This is a genomic window from Microbacterium sp. LWO14-1.2 (assembly GCF_038397715.1).
In the GTDB taxonomy this organism is placed as follows: Bacteria; Actinomycetota; Actinomycetes; order Actinomycetales; family Microbacteriaceae; genus Microbacterium.
Map to the genome: position 1 here is coordinate 2,087,368 of NZ_CP151633.1, position 22,926 is coordinate 2,110,293.

The window sequence follows — 22,926 nt, forward strand, 5'->3', positions numbered from 1 at the left end:
CGTATGACCGACTCACCGCTGACCGATCCATCGCCGGCCGGACTCATCGACGGACACAACGACCTGCCCTGGGCGGCGCGCACGCTCGCCGGCTACTCCGTCGAGGGGCTGGATGACGCCGCGGTGCTCTCCCCGTTCCAGACCGACCTGCCTCGGATGCAGGAGGGTGGCGTGCGAGGTCAGTTCTGGTCGGTCTACGCGGAGGACGAACCGGAGGTGGATGCCGTGCAGTACACCCTGGAGCAGATCGACTTCGTGCACCGCCTCGTGCGACGCTATCCGGACCGACTCGCCCTCGCGCACACGGCCGCCGACGTCGAACGCGCCGGGCGAGAGGGACGGATCGCCAGCCTGCTCGGCGCCGAGGGCGGCCACAGCATCGGCGGATCGCTCGCGACGCTGCGGATGTTCGCGCGGCTCGGTGTGCGGTACATGACCCTCACGCACAACAACAACACGCCCTGGGCCGACTCCGCGACCGACGAACCGCAGCACGACGGGCTGAGCGCGTTCGGCGAGTCGGTCGTGCGCGAGATGAACGCCCTCGGCATGCTCGTCGATCTCTCGCACGTGTCGGAGGCGACGATGGACCACGCGCTGCGCGTCACCGACTCGCCCGTCATCTTCAGCCACTCGTCGTGCCGGGCGATCACCGACCATCCGCGGAACGTGCCCGACGGCATCCTGCAGCGGCTGGAAGGCAACGGCGGTGTGATCATGGTCTCGTTCGTCCCCGTCTTCGTGTCGCGCGACTGGGCCGACTGGTTCGCCGCCGGACAGGAAGGCGACGCGCCGCCGGTGACCATCGACCACGTCGTGGCGCACCTCGACCACGCCCGAGAGGTCGCCGGCATCGACCACGTGGGCATCGGCAGCGACTTCGACGGGTTCGACCACTTCCCCGAGGGACTCGCAGACGTCACGGGGTTCGCACGGCTGCGCGAGGCCCTCTCGGTGTCCGGATGGTCGGATGCCGACATCGACAAGGTCTGGTCGGGCAACATCCTGCGGGTGCTGCGCGCGACGGACGACCGGTTCGCGGCGCAACTGCCCGCGTAGCACCCGCACCGGCCGGCCTTCAGGCGCCCACTGATACGTTGGCATACTGATGTCCCGCCCCTCGCTCGGCCAGATGGAGGCCCTGGTCGCCCTCGCAGACCACGCATCCGTCACCGTCGCGGCCGACGAACTGGGCGTCTCCCAGCCCTCCCTCACCAGACGGCTGCAAGGGCTCGAGCAGGCCCTGGGCGTCGCGCTCCTCCGTCCCTCCGGCCGGGGCGTCGAGCTCACGCACGCAGGAGTGGTGGCAGCCGCCGCGGCCCGCCGCGCGCTCACCGAGGTCTCGGTGATCGATGCGCTCGCCGAATCCGTGCGAACCCTCGCCGCCGGATCCCTCCGCATCACCGGCCTGCCGTCGCTGATCTCGTCGCTGGCTCCCGACCTCGTGGGCCCCTTCCACCTCGCGCACCCCGGCGTGACCCTCAGCATGACGACCGAGGAGGACCCGGCGGCGGTCGTGGCATCGCTCCGCGAGGGACGCGCCGACCTCGCGCTGTGCGCGCTCGACGGCGTGCCGGGCGACCTCGTCGCGGTCGAACTGCCGTCGCAGCGTTTCATCGCGGTCGCTCCGGATGCCGTGGGCGACCGCCCGCTCCGCGAGCTGCTCGCCGATTCGACGCTGGTGACCCTTCCGACGGGCACGTCGATGCGCGCGACGACCGAAGAGGTGTGCCGCCGGCTCGGCGCGCGCCCGGCTCGGGTCGTCACCACGACGCAGCGCGACGGCCTGGTGCGGCTCGCCCTCGCGGTCGGCGGCGTCACGGTCGTCCCCGATGCCTTCGCCGAGCTCGCCGTCGCCCTCGGCGGACGCTGCATCGCCCTCGACGACCAGCCCGCACGGCCCATCGGGCTGCTGCACACCGCCGACGCGCTGCGGAATCCCGCCGTCGCGGGCCTGCTTCAGACGCTGCGGGGCTGAACCGCGCTCACGCCGCGCTCACGCCGCGCTCAGGCCGCGCTCACGCCGCGCACAGGTCGGTGTCGGCGCTCCGGCTGACCGCGTCGACGGGACGCGGCGGCACGTGCACCTCGGCGGCCCGATCGGGGAAGTCGGCGCCGAGGACGAGCTGCACGCCGGAGCCGCTGCCGGTGCGCACCTCGATGCCCCCGCCGAGGTCGGCGACGAGGCTCGCGGCAGTGGCCTGCGCCTCGGCATCCTCCCCGGCGACGATGACGGTGGTCTCGGTGCGCTCCGCGTTCGACAGCCCCTGCACGGTGTACCCGAGCGCGCGGACGTCGTCGGCGACACGGCCGGCGAGCCCGCCGACGCCGGCGCCGTTCGAGACCGTGAGCGGTGTGGCCCGCACTGCGGCATCCGGCGCCTCTTCCTCAGCGGGAGGGGCGTCGGCAGCCAGCTCGATCGGCACGTCGTCCCGGATGGCCTGGAACACGACGGTGGCGTCTGCGGCCGGCACGACCCTGTTGCGGTCCTGCGGCGCGGGCGTCCACGGCATCGTCAGGAACGTGACGTCGCTCAGCGGCACTCGGGCGAGCCGAGCCGCGAGACCGGCGAGGTCGGTCAGTGCGCCGAGCCCCGGATCGACGGTCATCGACGAGGTCGCGGCGTCGAGGAACGCGTACAGGCGATCGGGCCGAACGAGCACATCGCTCTTGGTGGCCTTCTGCACGATCGCCGACAGCACCATCTGCTGATGGCCGAGTCGGGCGATGTCGCTCTCCTCGGCGAGGGCATGCCTGGTGCGGGCGAGCGCCAGAGCCTGTGCCCCGTCGACGGACTGCGGGCCGGCCGGCAGGTCGAGACGCGCGTGGCCGTCCTGCAGCGGCTCCGGCAGGCAGACGTCGATGCCGCCCAGGGCGTCGACCATCCCGATGAAGCCCTCGAAGTCCATCTGCACGAAGTGGTCGATGCGCACTCCCGTGAGCTTCTCCACCGCGGCGACGGAGCAGGCCGGGCCGAGGTTCAAGGCCGAGTTCAGCATCCCCGATCCTCCCCTCGACGACCCGCGACCGGTGTCCTCGCAGGCGGGCAGGTCCATGAGCGTGTCGCGGGGCAGCTGCACGGCGTCGATGCGGCTGTTGTCGTCGGCGATGTGCGCGAGCACCATCGCGTCGCTGCGCTGGGTGCCGTCGTCGTCGCCGAACTCGTCGGACGCGAGCGCGCGCGCATCCGAGCCGAGGAGCAGGATGTTCACGGCGCCGGTCGCCGGCTCGTCCTCGACCGGATCGTCTTGACCGCCGACCGAGGCGCGGATCGGCGCGGTCGTCACGTTGCCCTGCAGCTGGGCGACCGCCACGACGCCGGTCGCCACCAGGCCGACGATCAGCACGCCGGCGGCCAGCGCGATCGCCCGGCGTCTGCGCCTCCGACGGGGGAGGGAAGCGGCGGGGGCGGCGGAATCGACGGAATCGGCGGCGGGCGAAGGCGGGGTCTCGGGGCGTCTCACCGATCCACGTCATCACGGCCGCCGGACGACCACAAATAGCACCCAAGCCCTCACCCATGCATCCGCTGCATGAATGGACGCGAACGGATGCTGTGGCGCGCCGCTACGCGAGCGCGGCGAGTCGTCGCTCGGCGAGCAGCGGCACGGCCCGCTCGCGCGCCGCACGCCGGGCGGTGGTGACCGCGCCGATCGAGACGACCTCGGCGCCGAGCGTGGAAGCGAGGATCTCGGGTGCGGGCAGGTGCAGCTGCGCGGGGAGCACCTCGCGGGCCGCGGCGAGCACGGGTTCGATGCTCTCGGCGACGGCGCCGCACACCACGACCCGCGCCGGGTCGTACATGCTGCCGAGCACGCCGACGACGCGGGCGAGGGTCTCGCCGACCCGGGCTGCGGCGAGGAGCGCGTCGGCATCGCCGGATGCCGCGGCCATCAGCACGACCCGCGGGTCGACCTGCTCGGCATCCGCCAGTCGGCCGATCGCCGTGTCGTGCGCGATCTCGCCGCTCTCGACGGCCGCGCGCACCTGGTCCTGCAGGGCGTAACGGAGGCCGACGGCCGATCCGACGCCGATGATGTGGTCGAAGACCACGCCCTCGCCGACGCCGCCGTGCGCGCCGCGCAGCACATGGCCGTCGACCACGACGCCGCCGCCGAACCGTTCGCTCGCGAGCAGGGCGACGTAGTCACGGCATCCGACCGCGGCGCCCGACGAGCCCTCCGCGATCGCGGCGAGCTGGGCGTCGTTCTTGATCTCGACCACACGGGCCCAGTCGGACAGGGCGGCGGCGAGGCCCGGATTGGTGCGCTCCCAGAAGCCGTCCGGGTGCGGCGGGGAGATGCCGTCGCGGTTGACGGGCGCGGCGACGCCGACGCAGATCGCGAGGATGTCGTCTCGCACGGCATCCGCCTCCTCGAGCGCCCGCGCCATCTGTCCGAGGATCGTGTCGCGCCTCGCGCGACCGGACTGGGTGGGGTCGAGAGCGGTGCGGTGATGCACGAGAGTGCGGTCGAGCACGTCGGCGACGGTCACGGTGAGGTGGGTGTCGCCCGCGTCCACGCCGATGACGACGCCGAGGTCGGGCGCGAGCACGAAGCGCCGCGCCGGTCGGCCGGAGCGGTAGCTGCCGGCCGCCCTGGCGTTGGGCAGCTCGCGCAGCACCTGCGCGCTGACGAGCGTGTCGATCGCGTCGATCGCCGTCGAGCGGGTCAGCGAGGTGCCGGCCATGACCTCGGTCGCCGTGAACTCTCCGCCCGTCCAGGCGAAGTCGAGCACCGCGCTCACGCTGGCGCGACCGGTGCCGAGGCCGGCGCTGGCTTCTGTCACGGGTCTTGACCTCACTCTCGCTCAGATGAGAGAGTACCGGTCATCGAAGTAAATTCGCTCACTAGATTTAGTCTGCTGATTTACAGGACGAAAGGACGACGGTGTCTGACAGATCCCCACGCCCGGCCCGCATCGCGGCCGGGGTCGCAGCGCTCGCGCTCGTCGGCGCAGCGCTCACCGGATGCTCCTCGGCGGGCGGCGCCGAGACCATCCGCTTCACGTTCAACAAGCGTGAGGCCATCGAGTTCATGACCGAACTCGTCGCGCAGTACAACTCCTCCCAGGACAAGGTGCACGTCGAGGTCGACACATCGGGAGTCGATGTGATCTCGGCGAGCTTCGTCCGAGGCAACCCGCCCGACATCATGCTCGCCAACTACAACTACGAGGTCGCCCGCTTCGTGCAGCGCTGCGCACTCACCGACCTCTCCGGCACCGAGGCCGCCGGCCAGATCCGCGACGACCTCGGCCCGCTCATGGACCAGTACGGCTCGTGCGAAGGGCGCACGAGCGCCCTGCCCTACTCGGTGATGGCCGCATCCGTCATCTACAACAAGGAGATCTTCGAGCAGCAGGGTCTCGAGGTCCCGACCACGTGGGACGAGCTGATCGCCGTGTGCGACCAGCTCAAGGCCGCGGGCATCGACCCGTTCTACGCGACGTTCAAGGACGACTGGACGGTCGCGCAGGGCTGGTACGACTACACCGCCGGCGGCTCGGTCGACGTGATCGACTTCTTCGACGCCATGGCCACCGAGGGCACAGAGGTCGGCCCGGACTCGTCTGTCTCGTTCGAGAAGGACTTCGCCGAGCCGATGGACAAGATGCTCCAGCTCGCGAAGGACTACACGAACGCGGATGCTCCCAGTCGCGGCTACGGCGACGGAAACCTCGCCTTCGCGAAGGGCGAGGCCGCCATGTACCTGCAGGGCCCGTGGGCGTTCAGCGAGATCGCGAAGACCTCTCCCGACCTGGCCCTCGGCACGTTCCCGCTGCCGATGACGAACGATCCGTCCGAGCTCGGGGTCCGCGTCAACATGGACCTCGCGGCCATGATCCCCGAGGGCTCCCGACACCAGGAGGCCGCCCGCGACTTCCTCGAATACCTCTTCCTGCCCGAGAACATCCAGGCGTACAACGAGTCGCAGCTCGGCTTCACTCCGACCACCGACGCCCCCGCACCCGACGACCCGCGCATCGAGGGGATGATCGAGTACTACGACAGCGGGCAGATCTACCAGGGCCCGTCGGTGCTCGTGCCGAAGACGCTGCCGCTCAACAACTACGTGCAGGCCATGGTGCTCGGAGCCTCTCCCGCATCGACGCTCCGCACCATGGACGCGGACTGGGCGCGCATCGCGTTCCGCGCGCCCATCCCCAGCACGGAGGACAACGCGTCCGCCGATGCCCCCGCATCCGGCGAGACAGAGGAGTCCACGCCATGACGAACGCCGCCACGACGCGCTCCGCGTCGAACCTCACCAAACCGAACACCCCGACCACCGACACGACCGCGATCGTCACGGGCAGCGCCCGCGGCCTCCGACGCCACCGCAAGCGGGTCGAGCCCATCTACTACCTGTTCCTGCTGCCGACGCTCGTGATCTTCACGCTCGCGATCACGGTGCCGGGCGTCATGGGCATCTTCTTCAGCTTCACCGACTCGATCGGCCTGGGGGAGTGGAGCTTCAACGGCTTCACGAACTACATCGCGATGTTCAGCGATCCGTCGATCCTGCAGAGCTACCTCTTCACGTTCGGCTTCTCGATCGCGACCGTGATCGTCGTCAACGTGATCGCGTTCCTGCTCGCGGTCGGGCTGACGTCCCGCATCCGCTTCAAGACCGGGCTCCGCACGATCTTCGTGATCCCCATGGTGATCTCGGGCATCATCATCGCCTACGTCTTCAACTTCCTGTTCTCGAACTCCATCCCCGCGGCGGGCGCAGCCACCGGCATCCCATGGTTGGAGACGAGCCTGCTCGCCAACCCCGACCTCGCCTGGGTCGCGATCGTGATCGTGACCGCCTGGCAGGCCACGCCGGGCACGCTCCTCATCTACATCGCCGGTCTCCTGTCGGTGCCCGGCGAGGTGTACGAGGCGGCGAGCATCGACGGTGCGAGCAAGACCCAGCAGCTGCTGCGGATCACGGTCCCGCTCGTGGCCGGCTACGTCGTGATCAACGTGATCCTCGGTTTCAAGGGCTTCCTCAACGCCTACGACATCATCGTCGGACTCACCAACGGCGGACCCGGCACTGCGACCCGCAGCGTCGCGATGACGATCATCGCCGGGTTCAACGGCGGCGACTACGCCTACCAGATGGCCAACGCGACGATCTTCTTCATCGTCGCCGTGCTCATCTCGCTGCTGCAGCTCTCGCTGACCCGCGGAAGGAACGCCCTCTGATGTCCACGCAGACACTCACCACCGTCACCGCCGACGGCAAGAAGCCGCGCATCCGCATGGAGCGCGTCAACTGGTCGGGCACCGTCATCCTCATCCTCTGCGCGGTCACCGTGCTGCTGCCGCTGTACGTCACCATCTCGATGGCGTTCAAGACGACCGGCCAGGCCGTCGACGGCAACGCGTTCTCGCTACCGGCGCCGTTCAGCATCGACGGGTTCGTGCAGGCGTGGAACCTCACGAAGTTCCCCGTCGGCGCCGGCATCTCGCTGCTCGTCACCGCAGGCACCGTGGCGGCCACGATCATCCTCGCGGCGTTCGCCTCGTACGCGATCGTGCGCAACTGGGACCGCAAGCTGTTCCGCTGGTCGTTCTTCTACCTGCTCGCGGCGATGTTCATCCCGTTCCCCGTGGTGGCGCTGCCGCAGATCCAACTCACCGGACGCGTCGGCCTCGACAACCCGTTCGGCGTCATCATCCTCGCGACGATGTTCCAGCTGAGCTTCAGCGTGCTGCTGTTCACCGCGTTCCTCCGCTCGATCCCGATCGAGCTCGAGGAGAGCGCCCGCATCGACGGTGCGTCGACGTGGCAGACGTTCTGGCGGCTCATCTTCCCCCTGCTCGCACCGATGAGCGCGACCGTCGGCATCTTCGCCTTCCTCTATGCGTGGAACGACTTCATGATGCCGTCGCTCATCATCTCCGACCCCGCCCTGCAGACCCTGCCGGTGCGGCAGAACCTCTTCCAGAACCAGTTCAGCAACAACTACAACGTCGCCTTCGCGTCGTACCTCATGGCCATGGCCCCGGCGATCCTCGCGTACCTGTTCACGCAGCGCTTCGTGATGGAGGGCGTGACGCAGGGCGCCGTCAAGGGCTGACCATCCGAACCACCGAAAGAAGGAGCACCACCCTCTCATGACCGATGCGACTCTCACCGAGACCCGCAACGACCACTCCGACGTCACGGCGGCCTGGTGGCGTCAGGCGATCGTGTACCAGATCTACCCCCGCAGCTTCGCCGACGCGAACGGCGACGGCCTGGGCGACATCCCCGGCATCGTCTCTCGCGCCGACTACCTCGCCGAGCTCGGGATCGACGCCGTCTGGCTCAGTCCGTTCTACCCCTCGGCGCTCGCCGACGGCGGATACGACGTGGCGGACTACCGCGACGTCGACCCGCGGCTGGGCACGCTCGCCGACTTCGACGAGATGGTCGCGGCACTGCACGAGCGCGGCATCCGCGTCGTCGTCGACATCGTGCCGAACCACAGCTCCGACCTGCACGAGTGGTTCCAAGAGGCGCTCGCCGCCGGACGCGGATCGGCCGCGCGGGAGCGGTACATCTTCCGCGAGGGCTCCGGGCCGGACGGCGACGAGCCGCCGACCGACTGGACCGCCGCGTTCGGCGGGTCGGCGTGGGAGCGCGTCGAGGACGGCCAGTGGTACCTGCACAGCTTCGCGCCGGAGCAGCCCGACCTGAACTGGGATCACCCGGAGGTGCGAGCAGACTTCCTCACGACGCTGCGCTTCTGGTCGGACCGAGGGGTGGACGGCTTCCGCATCGACGTGGCGCACATGCTGACCAAGGATCTCAGCGAGCCGCTGCCCAGCACCGCCGAGCTCGACGCACTGCCGCACGACGGCAACCACCCGCTGCACGACCGCGACGACGTGCACGAGATCTACGCCGAGTGGCGGCGAGTGTTCAACGAGTACGACCCGCCCCGCACGGCTGTCGCCGAGGCGTGGGTGAGCACCCCGGAGCGCCGCGCGCGCTACGCCTCGGCCGAGGGTCTGGGCCAGGCGTTCAACTTCGACCTGCTCGTCGCCGACTTCGACGCGGAGCAGTTCCGCACGGTCATCACCGACAACCTCGCGCAGGCGCGCATCACGGGGTCGTCGACGACGTGGGTGCTGTCGAACCACGACGTCACGCGTCACGCCACCCGCTACGGCCTCGCTCCGCTCAACGGGCGCAAGGGCGTCAAGCAGGGTGTCGAGTGGGTGGCCGCGGGCGGACCGGCCGATCAGCTCGACCGCGAGCGCGGGCTGCGTCGGGCGCACGCCGCGACGCTGCTGCTGCTCGGTCTGCCCGGCAGCACGTACCTGTACCAGGGTGAGGAGCTCGGGCTGCAGGAGGTCGCGGAGATCGGACCGGAGCAGCGCCAGGATCCGTCGTTCTTCCGCGGCGCCGATTTCGACGGCCTCGGAAGGGACGGATGCCGCGTGCCGCTGCCGTGGACGGCATCCGGTCCGTCGTTCGGCTTCGGCGCCGGCGACGCGCATCTGCCGCAGCCGGAGTGGTTCGCCGAGTACGCCGTCGACGTCGAGGAGACGGATCCGTCGTCGACCCTCGCGCTGTACCGTGAGGCGCTGCGGCTCCGTCGCCTGCTGCAGACGGACGAGAGCCTGGAGTGGGTCGAGACAGGGCGTGCCGACGTCCTGCGCTTCGCGCGGCCGAACGGCTGGCAGATCGTGACGAACTTCGGCTCGGAGCCGTTCGACCTGGGCGCGGAGGCCGACGACCTCGTCCTGGGCACGCTCGTCGAGGGGGCCGTGCCCGCGGACTCGACGGTCTGGCTCGCGCCGCAGGGTGTCGTGGTCTGACGCCCGCCCGGCCGCCCGGCGCCGCCGCCCCGCGGCCGCCCCGCCCCGCCCCCCGCGCGGCGCCGAGACCCATCACCCCCGTCGAGACCCACCACCCCGGACGCCGCGGGTGGTGGGTCTCGGCGCGCGAGGTGGGTCTCGATGCCAACAGGGCAGGCCCGGGCGTGCGGAACGCCCCCGCAGCGGCGCGATTTGATAATGGTTCTCATTAGCGCTTAGAGTGAAAGCATGAAGAAGCCCGTCGTCGCCCTCGCCCTCGCATCCGTCGCCGCCCTATCGCTGGCCGGATGCTCCACCACCCCGGCCGCGGGAGAGGGCGGCGACGACGGCATCACGGTCGTCGCGAGCACCAACGTCTACGGCTCGCTGGCCGCGCAGATCGGCGGCGATCGCGTCGAGGTCGAGTCGATCATCACGTCGGCCACGCAGGACCCGCACTCGTACGAGGCCTCGGCGCGCGACCGCCTCACGGTGCAGAAGGCCGACCTCGTGATCGAGAACGGCGGCGGATACGACTCCTTCATCGACACGCTGCTGCAGGACGCGCAGGATCCGCACGTCGTCACGGCCGTCGAGTACTCGCACGACTACCCGGGCAACGAGGGCCATGACCACGCCGACGACGAGGAGAGCCACGACCACGGCGACGAGGCCGCCACGGAGGACGAGGGCCACGACCACGAGCACGCCGACGGGAAAGAGGGCCACGAGGGTCACAACCACATCGAGGGCTTCAACGAGCACGTCTGGTTCGACCCGCACACGATGGTGCACGTCGTCGAGGCGATCGCCGACGAGCTGTCGGAGCTCGACCCCGACGGCAAGGACGACTTCACCGCGAACGCCGACAAGATCGTCGCCGACCTCGAGGGGTTCGAGGCCGACCTCGAGACCCTGAAGACGGATGCTGCGGGAGCGAACGTCATCATCACCGAACCGCTGCCCGGCTACATCGCCGCGGCGGCCGGCCTCACCGACGTCACGCCCGAGGGCTTCGCCGAGTCCGTGGAGGAGGGCACCGACGTGGCCCCGGCCACGCTGCTCGCGACCCTCGACGTGATCTCCGCGGGAGACGTGCGCGCGGTGCTGACCAACGCGCAGACGGGTGGCGCCGAGACGCAGCGCGTCGAGGATGCTGCGACGGATGCCGGTATTCCGCTCGTCGCGTTCACGGAGCTGCTGCCCGAGGGATCGTCGTACTCTGAGTGGATGAGTGACGCGATCCAGAGCCTCGCCGACGCGCTCCAGTCGTGAGCGGCGCCGCCGACACGACCGCAGGCCCCGCGCCGCGCACGCCCGTCCTGGAGGTGCGCGGCGCCGCCCTGCAGCGCGGCGACCGCGAACTGTGGTCCGGTCTCGACCTGACCGTCGAGCCGGGCGAGTTCATCGCCGTGCTCGGGCCGTCGGGGTCGGGCAAGACCACGCTGCTGCGCAGCATCCTGGGCCTGCAGCCGCTGTCGGCCGGAGAGATCCGCGTCTCGGGCGGGCCCGTGCGCAAGGGCAATCGCCGCATCGGCTACGTGCCCCAGCAGCGCACCCTCGCTCCCGACACCAGCATGCGGGCGCGCGACCTCGTCGCCCTCGGCGTGCAGGGCAGCCGGTTCGGATTCCCCGTGCCCCACCGCGGCGACAAAGCCAAGGTCGACGAGCTGCTGCGCGCGGTCGGCGCCTCGCACTTCGCCGGCCGGCGGGTGGGGCTGCTCTCGGGTGGAGAGCAGCAGCGCCTCCGGGTCGGACAGGCGCTCGCCGACGAGCCGTCGCTGCTGCTGTGCGACGAACCGCTGTCAAACCTCGACCTCGCGAACCAGGTCGCCGTGACCGACATCATCGACCGGCAGCGCCGTGAGCGCGACGCCGCCGTGCTGTTCGTCACCCACGACATCAATCCGATCCTCGGCCGCGTCGACCGCATCCTCTACATCGCCGGCGGCCGCTTCGTGCTGGGCACCCCCGAGGAGGTGCTGCAGACCCGCGTGCTCACCGAGCTCTACGGCACACCCGTGTTCGTGCTGCGCGCCGGCGACCGGCTGGTCGTCGTCGGAGTGCCGGATGCCGAGCCCCACCACGACCACGATCACGAGGCCCACGCATGACCGCCGTCACCGGCATCGTCCAGACCGTGGACTGGAGCGACGTGTTCTCGTTCCAGGACTACGGCGACCTCGTCGCGCTGCTCGCCAACTCGATCGTCGCGGGCGCGGTGCTCGGCATCGTCGGCGGACTCATCGGCGTCTTCGTGATGCAGCGCGACCTCGCGTTCGCCGTGCACGGTGTCAGCGAGCTGTCGTTCGCGGGCGCCGCCGCGGCCCTGCTGTTCGGCGGCAGCGTCGTCGCCGGCTCGCTGGGCGGAGCGCTCGTCGCGGCCGTTCTCATCGGCATCCTCGGCGCGAAGGCGAGGGACCGCAACTCGATCGTCGGCGTGCTGATGCCGTTCGGTCTCGGTCTCGGCATCCTGTTCCTGTCTCTCTACGACGGCCGCAGCGCGAACCGCTTCAGCCTGCTGACGGGGCAGATCGTCTCCGTCTCGAGCCCCGACCTGGGCTGGCTGCTCGGCATCAGCATCGTGGTGCTGCTCGGTCTGCTGCTCATGTGGCACCCGCTGCGCTTCGACTCGCTCGATCCTGAATCGGCCGCGGCGCGCGGCGTGCCCACCCGCGCGGTGAGCCTGCTGTTCATGGTGCTGCTCGGCCTCATCGTCGCGGTCAGCGTGCACATCATCGGCGCGCTGCTCGTGATGGCTCTGCTCGTGACGCCGGCCGCCGCCGCGATGCGCGTGACCGCCGGACCCGTCGCGGTGCCGCTGCTCGCGGCGCTGTTCGGATTCGTGTCGGCGGTGGGCGGCATCCTGCTCGCGCTGGCCGGCACCCTGCCGGTGAGCCCGTACATCACGACCCTGTCGTTCACGATCTACGTCGTGTGCTGGATCATCCAGCGGGTGCGCGGAGGGGTGCGCCGGGTCCGGACATAGTCTCCTCCGCTTTCGAATCGCTTGACTGGCAACGATCCGACCCCCGAAATTGCCAGTTGAGCGATTCGAATGCGTCCCGCAGCGGCTCCCAGCCCCCGACAAGGGCCGCGCGCCTAGAATCGTGGGTATGGCTCAGCGGAACACCTGGCAGCGCGAACGCGTGCGCGAAGCGCTCGCCGACGCGCGCGGATTCGTGAGCGCCCAGAGCCTGCACGCTTCGCTGCGCGACGACAACACGGGAATCGGCCTCGCCACCGTGTACCGCGCGCTCGCCGGCCTCGCCGCTTCCGGCGACGCCGATTCGCTGCAGAGCCCCGAGGGCGAGGCGCTGTACCGCGCCTGCACGACGCAGGGTCATCACCACCACCTGATCTGCCGCAACTGCGGTCTCACCGTCGAGATCGAGGCGAAGGACGTCGAGCAGTGGGCGCATCGCACGGCAGCCCTGCACGGATTCACGGACGCCGCGCACGTGGTCGACATCTTCGGACTGTGCGCCCCGTGCACCAACAAGCGCGCCGCAGAAGAGGCAGCGATCGCGTGACGGCGCAGGCCCCGACCCGGACGGCGCACTCGCACGGGCCCGTCAGGCCGCCGCGGTCGCCCTGGATCGGCGTCGCCCTCGGCGCCGGCATCGTCGCGGCGCTGTTCCTCGTCGACGCGTTCCTCCCGAACCTCTACGACGCGGCGCTGCCCAGCCGGGCACAGGACGGCCTGACCCTCGCGCTCAGCGTGCTGATCGAGGCGCTGCCCTTCGTCATCCTCGGCGTGCTGCTGTCGATCGTGGTGCAGGTGTGGCTGCCGTCCGACGTCATCCACCGCTGGCTCCCGCGACGCGCGTGGGCGCGCCGCGCCGTGCTGTCGCTGCTGGGCATGCTGATCCCGGTCTGCGAGTGCGGCAACGTGCCCTTCGCCCGCGGACTCATGATGCGCGGGCTCGCCCCGGCCGAGGCGCTCACATTCCTCATCGCGGCTCCGATCGTGAACCCGATCGTGATCCTCACGACGCACGCGGCGTTCGGGTTCGACGACGGCATCCTCGTCGCCCGTCTCATCGGCGGATACCTCATCGCGAACCTCATCGGCTGGATCTACAGCCGACACCCCTCGCCCGACTCGCTGCTGACGCAGCGCTTCGTCGACACGTGCGAGCGGGTCACGCACGAGCCCGGCACCCCGGTGCGCCGCAGCCTCACGCAGTTCCTCGTCGAACTGCGCGCGGTCATGCCGGCGCTCATCATCGGATCCGCCCTGGCCGGTGCGGTGCAGGTGCTCATCCCACGGGAGCTGCTCCTCGCGATCGGATCCAACCCCGTGCTGTCGATCGTCGCGATGATGGCGCTCGCCATGACCGTCGCGATCTGCTCGAACGTGGATGCGTTCTTCGCCCTCTCGTTCGCCTCGACGTTCTCGTCGGGAGCGATCGTCGCGTTCCTGCTCGTCGGGCCGCTCGTCGACGTGAAGATGCTCGCGCTCATGCGCACCACCTTCACGACCCGTACGCTCGCCGGAATCGTCGGCGTGGTCGTGCTCGCCGCCTTCGCCATCGGGATCGGGGTGAACGTCTTTGTCTGAGCAGTCCGTCTCGCGCCGCCGAGCCCTCGGCACCCGCTGGCTGGGTGTGGGGCTCGCGACCGTCGTCTCCATCGTCACGCTCGGCCTCGGCGTGACCGGACGCCTCACCCTCTACATCAGCCCCGAGTCGGTGTGGTTCGCCTGCGCCGCCGCCGTCGTGACCCTCGCCGCCGCGATCTGGTCGTGCACGCTGCCGCTCGGCGCCGAGACCGACCACGGACACGATCACGGATCTCACGATCACGGATCGGACAATGCGGATGCCGAGGGGGCGCGGCCCTCCGCCCGCCGCGCTTTGGCGACGGCCGGCACGGTCGCCGGCGGCGTGATCGCGTCGGGTGTCGTGGTCGCCGCACTCGTGCTCCCTCCCGCCTCCCTGTCGGTCGAGCTCGCGATGTCGCGCGCGGGGGAGCAGACCGCGCTCTTCGTCGGTGCCGACGACGTGACGCTGGGCGTCGCCGACACCTCGACGTTCGGCGTGGGCGACTGGGCGAGCGTGTTCGCGTCCGCCACGAACACCGCCGCCTACGACGGCAAGGCCGTGTCGCTCACCGGGTTCGTCACCCCGGCGGATGCCGACGGCGTGAACCTCACACGGCTCGTCATCACGCACTGCGTGATCGACGCGCAGACGGCGACGCTGCCCGTCACGATCGACGCGGGCGAGTTCAAGACCGGACAGTGGGTGCAGGTCGAGGGCACCGTGAAGGCGGATGCCGACGGCCGTCTGCACGTCGACCCGACCTCGGTGCAGCCCATCGACGAGCCCGGGGACCCGTATGAGTACTGACGAGCCGCCCGTCCCGCGCACCCGCGCCGAGATGCGCGCCGCCCGCGAGGCGGCCGCCCGCGAGGCGGAGGCCCGCGAGGCGGAGGCCCGCGAGGCGGAGGCCCGCGAGGCGGAGGCCGGCGAGGCGGAGGCCGGCGAGGCGGAGGCCCGCGAGGCGGCCGCCCGCGAGGCGGAGGCCCGCGAGGCCGACGTCACTTCCCGCGGGTCGTTGAGCGAGGACGGCGCAGCCGACCGAGACGACACGCACGGGGTTCCGCCCGACGCCGCCCCGTCGCCGGAACCGCGTGTCTACTCACCTCCGCCGCCCGCGACGACCGACCGTCCGACCCCCGCCGAAGCACCGCCCCGCAATCGCCGCTTCCTCGTCGCGCTCGGGGCCGTGCTCGGCATCCTCGTCCTGGTGGGCGCGGGCCTCGGCTTCGTGAGCCTGACGCAGGGCCCGCGGATCACCGAGGTGCAGGTGAACCCCGAGCAGGCGATCGAGACGTCGGGCAGTCGTGTGATCCTCACCACGAACCAGGCGCTGTCGGCGATCGACGAGTCGCAGGTGACGGTCGAACCGGCTGTTCCGTTCACGCTCGATGCGGCAGGGCGCGGTGTCGGCATCCGCTTCACGGTCCCCCTCGACGACGCCACCGAGTACACGGTGCGCATCGCCGACGCGACCGGAGCCGGCGGCGGTCCGTCGACGACGCTGACGACGAGTTTCACGACGCCGTCGTCGAGCATCTTCCTGCTGCGGCGCGATGCCGACGGCGACGACACGATCTTCCGCACCGATCTGACGGGTGAGAACGCCGTGCCGGTGTACGCCGCCGACAAGATCAACGACTTCCGCGCGACGTCGACGCAGCTGGTCGTCTCGGTCGAAGAGGACGAGGGGTCGAAGCTCCTCGTCATGAAGCGCGACGGTTCCGATCCGCGTGAGCTGAAGCTCCCCGGTGACGGATACGTCGGCGCGATCCAGGTCTCCGACCGCGGCGGGTACGTCGGCTACAGCTACTCCGACCGCGAGCTCAGCGACACCGAGGGGCGAGCGAGCGTCCTCGTCACCCAGTCGCTCAGCGGCGACGACGACCCGGTGGTGACCGAGGTCGGCGGCAAGGAGGCGAACATCTTCGTCTGGCAGTTCGTGCCCGACAGTTCGGCGGTGCTGTTCATCGACTTCGACGGGGCGCTGTCGCTCGTCGACCGCTCGACGGATGCCGGTGTCCAGTCCCTGGGGCTGGCGACGACCATCCAGGGCATCAGCCGCGGCACGTACACGGCGATCGTCGAGCGGCTCGACGGCTCGGTCGTCGAGCTCAACCTCACGGACGGATCGGAGCAGCCGCTCGCCGCCTCGAACCCCGACTACGGCACGGCGACGACGATCACGCCCTATCCGGGCGGCACGCTGCGGCACGTCGTGGCGCGTGATGAGAACGGCATCCCGTCCGGCCAGGCGATCATCACGGTCGACGACGAGGGCACCGCGATCCCCCTCGTCGAGGTGGGGCCGACCGATTCGATCCTGCAGGCGTGCGCGTCGCCCAGCGGCCAGTACGCCGCTGTCGTGATCGCCCCCGACCTCACCGACAATCCGTACGACCGCATGCTGCTGCCGCTGCCCGAGAAGATGGAGACGCATCTGCTCGACCTGCGCACGGGCGACGAGATCGTGGCCCTCACCGGGTTCGACGCCTCGTGGTGCCAGACGGCGCCGCAGTTCTGAGCACCATGCCGTCGGATGCCGTGCACCGGGCGACCCGCGCCGAGCTGTCCGGCCTGCCGGTCGACGTCGCCCCGTCGTTGCTGGGCGGAGAGCTGCGCACCCTCGTCGCCGGCTCCGCGGTGCACCTGCGGATCACCGAGGTCGAGGCATATCACGGGCAGGGCACCGGGCCGCATGCCGACCCCGGTTCGCACGCCCGCATGGGCCGCACGGCACGCAACGCCACGATGTGGGGCGAGCCGGGGCACCTGTACGTGTACCTCAGCCACGGCATCCACTCCTGTGTGAACGTCGTCTCGGGCGCCGAGGGTCAGGCGGGCGGGATCCTGCTGCGCGCCGGCGAGGTGGTGCACGGTGTGGATGCCGCCGCCATCCGCCGTCGTGCCGAGCCGCCGCTCACGTCGCGCCTGCTGCGCGACCTCGCCCGCGGGCCAGGGCGTTTCGGGCAGGCGGCCGGGCTGCGGCATCCGCTGCACGACGGCATCGACGCGGTCACCGGGTCCGAGCTGGAGGGCGCGCGGGCGGAGCTGTGGCTGCGCGACGAGCCGGTGCTCGACGTCGCGACGGGGCCTCGTGTCGGCGTCGCCGGTGTCGCGGGTACCGACGCCTTCCCGTGGCGGTTCTGGATCGCCGGCGATCCGACCGTCTCGCCGTTCCGCTGGGGGAGGGGTGCGCAGGCCGCGTCGATCGGGCGAGCCTGACCGTGCTAGACTGACTCTTTGTCTGCGCACACTCCTGTGCGCAGTTCGCGTGCTACAGGGTTCCCGAGCTTGTCGACGGGCCCGTGGCGTGCAGACAAGGGATCTTGGGTGAGGCCGTCCGGCCTCACGGTAATGAAGGAGTCACCATCATGGCAGCAGTGTGCCAGGTGACCGGTGCTGTTCCCGGCTTCGGTCACAACGTCTCGCACTCGCACCGCCGGACGAAGCGCCGCTTCGACCCGAACGTGCAGAAGAAGACCTATTTCGTCCCGTCGCTCGGTCGTAAGATCACGCTCAACGTGTCCGCCAAGGGCATCAAGGTGATCGACGCCCGTGGCATCGAGAACGTGGTCAAGGACCTCCAGGCGAAGGGTGTGAAGCTCTAATGGCCAAGAAGGCTCAGGACGTCCGTCCGATCATCAAGCTGCGTTCGACGGCAGGTACGGGTTACACGTACGTGACGAAGAAGAACCGCCGCAACACCCCCGACCGTCTCGTGCTCAAGAAGTACGACCCGGTCATCCGTCAGCACGTCGAATTCCGAGAGGAGCGTTGATCCATGGCTAAGAAGAGCAAGATCGCTCGCAACGAGCAGCGCAAGGCAGTCGTGGACCGCTACGCGGAGCGTCGTCTCGAGCTGAAGAAGACCCTCGTCGACCCGAACGCGTCGGACGAGGCCCGCGAGGCCGCTCGCGTCGGCCTGCAGAAGCTGCCGCGCAACGCGTCGCCGGTCCGCCTGCGCTCGCGCGACGTCATCGACGGCCGCCCCCGTGGTGTCCTCACGAAGTTCGGCATCTCGCGTGTCCGCTTCCGTGACATGGCGCACCGCGGCGAGCTGCCCGGCGTGACCAAGTCGAGCTGGTAAGCCACAGCATCCAGTCGGAAGGGGCGAGGATCTTCGGATCCTCGCCCCTTCTGCATCCCCGGGCTCTGCCTCGCCCGCGTCCTGTCCCCCGCACGTGCTCCTCTCCCCCCCCGGGCGCGCACGCGCAACGACGGAGATCGCACGTATCGAAGGATCGGATGCCGCATCCGGTCCTTCGATACGTGCGATCTCCTTCGTTCCATTCCTTCTGCACCAGTACGCCCGAGGCTCTCCCGACCCTCGAAGCCTGTGGAGACCGCGGATGCCCCGTGTTCGGCGTCGCAGAATCGGACGATGGATCCGCTCGCAGAGTTGTCCCGCCGCGGCGGTGTCGCTCGCACCGCATCGCTCGTCTCGGCCGGCGTCAGCGCCCACGCGCTTCGCCGAGCGAAGGAGGTCGGCGCCGTCCGCCGCATCCGTCGCGGGTGGGTGGCGCTTCCTGATGCGGATCCGCTCCTCGTTGGGGCCGCCTCGCGCGGTATCGTGCTGAGCTGTCTCACCGCGGCTGTTCGGTATGGCCTCTGGGTGCCCGATGCGAGGCCGATCCACGTGGCCGCGCGCCCGAACGCCGCGCGCCTGGCCGTGCCCGAGGGGGTGGTCGTGCACTGGGCCGTTCCGCTCGTCGAGCGGGATCCGGATGCCGTCGTCGACGGCATCCTCAATACGCTGTCCCTCGTGGCTGCGTGCCAACCGACGGAGACCGCGCTCGTCGTGTGGGAGTCCGCGCTCAACCGCGGCGCCGTCGATCGGGAGCAGCTGGAGCAGTTCGCGCTCTCTCCGGCAGCGCGGGAGCTCCTCGGCCGCGCTCGTCCGTACTCCGACTCCGGTCTGGAGACGATCTTCATCTTTCGCCTCCGATGGCTGAGGGTGGCCATGGTCCCTCAGGCGTGGGTGCTCGGACACCGGGTCGACGTCCTCATCGGCGAGAGACTCGTGATCCAGATCGACGGGGCCAGCCACACGGGCGCGCAGCGCACGCGCGACATCGAGCACGACGCGAGGCTGATGCTCCGCGGCTATCACGTGCTGCGTTTCTCATACGAGCAGGTCATGGAACGGTGGCCGGAGGTGCAGGCCGTCGTGATGGAGGCCGTGGCCCAGGGGCGACACCGGGCGTAGTGCGCCCGCTCCACCCCACCCGCGCCCGCCCGCCCCGCCCACGCAGCCCCGCCCGCACGACCGCCCGCACGCACGCAACGCAGGAGATCACACGTATCGAAGGACTGGATGCCGCATCCGGTCCTTCGATACGCGTGATCTCCTTCTTTACGCGCCGCGTGATCGCCTCGTCGCGGAACGGTACGACGGATGCCACGATGAGAGGGATCACCATGGACACCACGACTCACCGGCGGCCGAGTGCCGCGCGCACCCGCCTGATCGACACGGCGACACGCCTCTTCTACGAGGAGGGGATCCATGCGGTCGGCGTCGACCGCATCATCGAGGAGGCGGAGGTCACGCGCGCCACCCTCTACAAGCAGTTCGGCGGCAAGGAGAACCTCGTGCTCGCCTATCTCCGCAACGAGGACGGAATGCTCCGGTCGCTGTTCGACGAGGCGGGGGCGGATGCCGCGGACCCGGCGACCCTCGTCGACGCCGTCATCCGCGGGATCGCCGCCGACATCCGCCAGCGGCACACGAGAGGGTGCCCCTTCATCAACGCGGCGGCGGAGTATCCCGACGCCGAAGGACCGGTGCGCACGCTGATCGCCGAGCACCGCGACTGGTTCCGCTCGACCCTCGAAGAGGTCGCGGCGGCGGCGGGTCTGCGGCAGCCCTCGGAGGTCGCGGCTTCCCTCGTCCTGCTCCGCGACGCGGCGCTCGTCGGCGGCTATCTCGACGGCGAGGACCGCGTCGCTCCGGCCTTCGAACGCACTGCCCGGGCGGTGGTCGACGATCACCGAGGGGCGTGAGCGAGCCCGTCACGGGACGTCCTCAGGCGTCACATTCGTCACATCTGCACCACGACACGCCAAGGAAAAGCCCAAAACCCGCGAAATGACGCGGAAATGTGGGTCGTCGTTGGTACATTCAAGGCGGTCACACGACCAACGGCAGGCGCCCGTCTGCCGAACCACAAACGATGCGACGGATCCGTCGCTGGAGGATGACATGGCTGACAAGTCCATCACCAAGACCGAGCTCGTCGCGAGCATCGCTTCCGCCACTGGCCAGAGCCAGGCCACCGTCTCGGGCGTTCTCGACGCGCTGTTCTCCTCGGTCTCCGACGCTGTTGCCAAGGGCAGCAAGGTCTCGATCCCGGGCTGGATCTCGTTCGAGCAGGTCGCGACCGCCGCTCGCACGGGCCGCAACCCGCAGACCGGTGCCGAGATCAAGATCCCGGCCGGCAAGCGCGTCAAGGTGACCGCCGGTTCCAAGCTCAAGGCTGCCGTCAAGTAAGACCGCACCTCTCGAAGGCCGCTCCCGATCCGTCGGGGGCGGCCTTCGGCGCGTCCTCCTCGGCACGCGGCTTAGGCTGGAGGGGTGAGTTCCCGCGCCGTGTCAGCCCCGACGAGCCCTGCCTATCGTGCAGTCGGCGTCGGCATCCTGCTCGCGGGCGGACTCGTCGCCGTGGTCGTCGCCCTGATCCTCGGCGGCGGTGCGGCCCCGCTCCTGCTCCAGGACCCCGGACCCTTCGTGCGCTGGGCGATCCCCGTCGTCAAGCTCGTCATGAACATCGCCGCCGCTGCCATGCTCGGCTCGCTCGTGCTCGCCCTCTTCGCGCTGAGGTCGGAGCAGAAGTCCTTCGAGGTCGCGCTCAACACGGCATCCGTCGGCGCAGCCGTCTTCACGGTCTCCGCCGGCATCAGCGCCTTCCTCACCTTCATGGCCGCGTTCAACCCGCAGCTGAGCGCCGAGCGGGAGTTCGGGGCGCAGCTCGGCCGTTTCCTGCTCGAGACCGCGCTCGGCCAGTCGTGGCTGATCACGACGATCATGGGGTCCGTCATCACGGTGCTCGTGTTCGCCTGGCGCAGCTGGCTGCCCACCCTGCTCACGGCCGTGCTGGCCGCGGCATCCTTCCTCCCCCTCGCCACGCAGGGGCACTCCGGCGAGCTGTCCGGTCACAACGTGGCGGTGAACTCGATCCTGCTGCACACGATCGGCGCAGCGGTCTGGCTCGGCGGCCTGCTGCTCGTGATCGTGCTGCGCGGTCGCTCCGACATCGGTACGGCGAAGCTCGTCGCCCGCTACTCGAGCCTCGCGATCGCCGCGTTCGTGGTCGTCGCCGTCTCGGGACTCGCCCGCTCGGTGGTCGCCCTCGGCGACATCACGCAGCTCATGACGCCGTACGGCGGCATCCTCATCGCCAAGGTCGTGCTGCTCGTCGGCATGGGGCTGTTCGGGGCCTGGTACCGCATCCGTCTCATCCCGCGCCTCGACGGCGCGCAGGCGGCGCGCTGGTTCTGGATGCTGGTGCTCGGCGAGATCGCGCTGATGGGCCTCGCGTCCGGTGCCGCCGCGGCGCTCGCGCGCACGCCCCCTCCCACCGGGGAGGAGGCGGCTTTCGTGCAGACGCCGGCGGAGAACCTCACGCGCTCGCCGCTGCCGCCCGAGTTCACGATCGACCGCTGGTTCACGGCCTGGGACATCGACATCCTCTGGCTCGTCGCGGCCGGGTTCGGTCTGTTCTTCTACCTCGCCGGCGTCCGCCGCCTGCAGAAGCGCGGCGACCGCTGGCCGATCCACCGCACGGTGTTCTGGGTGCTCGGCGTGCTCATGCTCGTGTGGGTGACCGGTGGGCCGATCAACGCGTACCAGGAGTACCTCTTCAGCGTGCACATGCTCGGGCACATGATGCTGTCGATGGCGATCCCGCTGCTGCTGGTCTCGGGCGCGCCGATCACGCTCGCGCTGCGCGCGATCCACAAGCGCGACGACGGCACCCGCGGCGGTCGCGAGTGGATCATGTGGGCCGTGCACTCACCGTTCGCGAAGGTGGTCACGCACCCGTTCGTCGCGGCGGCGATCTTCATCGTGTCGCTCTGGGCCTTCTACTTCACCGACCTCGTGCGCTGGTCGATGTACGAGCACCTCGGTCACGAGTGGATGGTCGCGCACTTCCTCATCTCGGGCTACCTGTTCGTCATGAGCCTCGTCGGGGCCGACCCCGTGCCGTACCGCCTGCCGTACCCGGGACGTCTCATCACCCTCATCGCCGTCATGGCCATGCACGCGTTCTTCGGCATGGCGATGATGATGCAGGAGGGTCTGATGGTCGCCGACTGGTTCGGCTCGATGGGCCGCGACTGGGGCCCCTCCCCGATGGAGGATCAGTACATCGGCGGCGGCATCGCGTGGTCGATCGGAGAGATCCCCACGCTGATCCTCGCGATCACCGTGGCGATCCAGTGGAGCCGCAGCGACACCAAGCTGCAGAAGCGCCGCGACCGGCACGCCGACCGCACGGGCGATGCCGAGCTCGAGGAGTACAACGCCCGGCTCGCGGAGCTCGCTGACCGCGACCGGCGCGAGGCGGAGCGCGCGGCGCGCTAGTCCTGCGGTGC

Annotated in this window: 23 protein-coding genes; 21 read left to right on the forward strand and 2 right to left on the reverse strand. The window is 70.1% G+C overall.

What is annotated here, in order from left to right; all coding sequences use genetic code 11:
• The first annotated feature begins 3 nt into the window (after positions 1–3).
• Positions 4–1,059 carry a dipeptidase gene (locus MRBLWO14_RS10050; RefSeq protein WP_341933018.1) on the forward strand — a complete coding sequence of 352 codons (1,056 nt, stop codon included), beginning with the start codon at positions 4–6 and terminating at the stop codon, positions 1,057–1,059.
• 49 nt (positions 1,060–1,108) lie between these two features.
• On the forward strand, positions 1,109–1,978 hold the full coding sequence (locus MRBLWO14_RS10055) for a LysR family transcriptional regulator (protein WP_341933019.1): 870 nt from the start codon (positions 1,109–1,111) through the stop codon (positions 1,976–1,978).
• 40 nt (positions 1,979–2,018) lie between these two features.
• Here MRBLWO14_RS10055 and MRBLWO14_RS10060 read toward each other — a convergent pair whose 3' ends face one another.
• Together MRBLWO14_RS10060 and MRBLWO14_RS10065 are read right to left on the reverse strand one after the other, a co-directional pair.
• On the reverse strand, positions 2,019–3,464 hold the full coding sequence (locus MRBLWO14_RS10060) for an LCP family protein (RefSeq protein ID WP_341933020.1): 1,446 nt from the start codon (positions 3,462–3,464) through the stop codon (positions 2,019–2,021).
• 103 nt (positions 3,465–3,567) lie between these two features.
• A complete protein-coding gene (locus MRBLWO14_RS10065; RefSeq protein WP_341933021.1) occupies positions 3,568–4,788 on the reverse strand; it encodes an ROK family protein in 1,221 nt (406 codons plus the stop codon).
• A 101-nt stretch (positions 4,789–4,889) separates the two neighbouring features.
• Here MRBLWO14_RS10065 and MRBLWO14_RS10070 point away from each other — a divergent pair, with 101 nt between their 5' ends.
• The 19 genes from MRBLWO14_RS10070 (at position 4,890) to MRBLWO14_RS10160 (ending at position 22,915) form a co-directional block, all read left to right on the forward strand.
• Positions 4,890–6,233, forward strand: a complete 1,344-nt coding sequence (locus MRBLWO14_RS10070) for an extracellular solute-binding protein (RefSeq protein WP_341933022.1) — start codon at positions 4,890–4,892, stop codon at positions 6,231–6,233.
• Positions 6,230–7,198 (forward strand): sugar ABC transporter permease, encoded by a 969-nt coding sequence (locus MRBLWO14_RS10075; protein ID WP_341933023.1) that lies wholly within the window; start codon positions 6,230–6,232, stop codon positions 7,196–7,198. The genes MRBLWO14_RS10070 and MRBLWO14_RS10075 overlap by 4 nt, the downstream gene beginning before the upstream one ends.
• Positions 7,198–8,076, forward strand: a complete 879-nt coding sequence (locus tag MRBLWO14_RS10080) for a carbohydrate ABC transporter permease (protein WP_341933024.1) — start codon at positions 7,198–7,200, stop codon at positions 8,074–8,076. Before MRBLWO14_RS10075 ends, MRBLWO14_RS10080 begins: the two co-directional genes overlap by 1 nt.
• 37 nt (positions 8,077–8,113) lie before the next feature.
• Positions 8,114–9,805 (forward strand): glycoside hydrolase family 13 protein, encoded by a 1,692-nt coding sequence (locus MRBLWO14_RS10085; RefSeq protein WP_341933025.1) that lies wholly within the window; start codon positions 8,114–8,116, stop codon positions 9,803–9,805.
• 228 nt (positions 9,806–10,033) lie between these two features.
• On the forward strand, positions 10,034–11,059 hold the full coding sequence (locus MRBLWO14_RS10090; protein ID WP_341933026.1) for a zinc ABC transporter substrate-binding protein: 1,026 nt from the start codon (positions 10,034–10,036) through the stop codon (positions 11,057–11,059).
• Positions 11,056–11,898, forward strand: a complete 843-nt coding sequence (locus MRBLWO14_RS10095; RefSeq protein WP_341933027.1) for a metal ABC transporter ATP-binding protein — start codon at positions 11,056–11,058, stop codon at positions 11,896–11,898. Before MRBLWO14_RS10090 ends, MRBLWO14_RS10095 begins: the two co-directional genes overlap by 4 nt.
• Positions 11,895–12,773, forward strand: a complete 879-nt coding sequence (locus tag MRBLWO14_RS10100) for a metal ABC transporter permease (RefSeq protein WP_341933028.1) — start codon at positions 11,895–11,897, stop codon at positions 12,771–12,773. The genes MRBLWO14_RS10095 and MRBLWO14_RS10100 overlap by 4 nt, the downstream gene beginning before the upstream one ends.
• A gap of 127 nt (positions 12,774–12,900) precedes the next feature.
• On the forward strand, positions 12,901–13,317 hold the full coding sequence (locus MRBLWO14_RS10105) for a transcriptional repressor (RefSeq protein WP_096713480.1): 417 nt from the start codon (positions 12,901–12,903) through the stop codon (positions 13,315–13,317).
• 89 nt (positions 13,318–13,406) lie between these two features.
• Positions 13,407–14,348: a permease gene (locus MRBLWO14_RS10110; RefSeq protein WP_341936188.1), complete on the forward strand. Its 942-nt coding sequence runs from the start codon at positions 13,407–13,409 to the stop codon at positions 14,346–14,348.
• Positions 14,341–15,138 carry a TIGR03943 family protein gene (locus tag MRBLWO14_RS10115; protein ID WP_341933029.1) on the forward strand — a complete coding sequence of 266 codons (798 nt, stop codon included), beginning with the start codon at positions 14,341–14,343 and terminating at the stop codon, positions 15,136–15,138. Before MRBLWO14_RS10110 ends, MRBLWO14_RS10115 begins: the two co-directional genes overlap by 8 nt.
• Complete coding sequence (locus MRBLWO14_RS10120) at positions 15,128–16,852, forward strand: hypothetical protein (protein WP_341933030.1); 1,725 nt, start codon at positions 15,128–15,130, stop codon at positions 16,850–16,852. Before MRBLWO14_RS10115 ends, MRBLWO14_RS10120 begins: the two co-directional genes overlap by 11 nt.
• A gap of 5 nt (positions 16,853–16,857) precedes the next feature.
• Positions 16,858–17,553 (forward strand): DNA-3-methyladenine glycosylase, encoded by a 696-nt coding sequence (locus MRBLWO14_RS10125; protein WP_341933031.1) that lies wholly within the window; start codon positions 16,858–16,860, stop codon positions 17,551–17,553.
• A gap of 149 nt (positions 17,554–17,702) precedes the next feature.
• A complete protein-coding gene (gene rpmB / locus MRBLWO14_RS10130) occupies positions 17,703–17,939 on the forward strand; it encodes a 50S ribosomal protein L28 (RefSeq protein ID WP_025102729.1) in 237 nt (78 codons plus the stop codon).
• On the forward strand, positions 17,939–18,109 hold the full coding sequence (gene rpmG / locus MRBLWO14_RS10135; RefSeq protein WP_017203558.1) for a 50S ribosomal protein L33: 171 nt from the start codon (positions 17,939–17,941) through the stop codon (positions 18,107–18,109). The genes rpmB and rpmG overlap by 1 nt, the downstream gene beginning before the upstream one ends.
• Before the next feature lie 3 nt (positions 18,110–18,112).
• Complete coding sequence (rpsN, locus tag MRBLWO14_RS10140; RefSeq protein WP_067195802.1) at positions 18,113–18,418, forward strand: 30S ribosomal protein S14; 306 nt, start codon at positions 18,113–18,115, stop codon at positions 18,416–18,418.
• 294 nt (positions 18,419–18,712) lie between these two features.
• Positions 18,713–19,537: a type IV toxin-antitoxin system AbiEi family antitoxin domain-containing protein gene (locus MRBLWO14_RS10145; RefSeq protein WP_341933032.1), complete on the forward strand. Its 825-nt coding sequence runs from the start codon at positions 18,713–18,715 to the stop codon at positions 19,535–19,537.
• Between the two features lie 212 nt (positions 19,538–19,749).
• Positions 19,750–20,334 carry a helix-turn-helix domain-containing protein gene (locus MRBLWO14_RS10150; RefSeq protein ID WP_341933033.1) on the forward strand — a complete coding sequence of 195 codons (585 nt, stop codon included), beginning with the start codon at positions 19,750–19,752 and terminating at the stop codon, positions 20,332–20,334.
• Between the two features lie 199 nt (positions 20,335–20,533).
• The gene (locus MRBLWO14_RS10155) at positions 20,534–20,821 is read left to right on the forward strand and encodes an HU family DNA-binding protein (protein ID WP_050724056.1); all 288 of its coding nucleotides are present in this window, start codon (positions 20,534–20,536) and stop codon (positions 20,819–20,821) included.
• Between the two features lie 84 nt (positions 20,822–20,905).
• Positions 20,906–22,915, forward strand: a complete 2,010-nt coding sequence (locus tag MRBLWO14_RS10160; protein WP_341933034.1) for a cytochrome c oxidase assembly protein — start codon at positions 20,906–20,908, stop codon at positions 22,913–22,915.
• Positions 22,916–22,926: the final 11 nt, after the last annotated feature.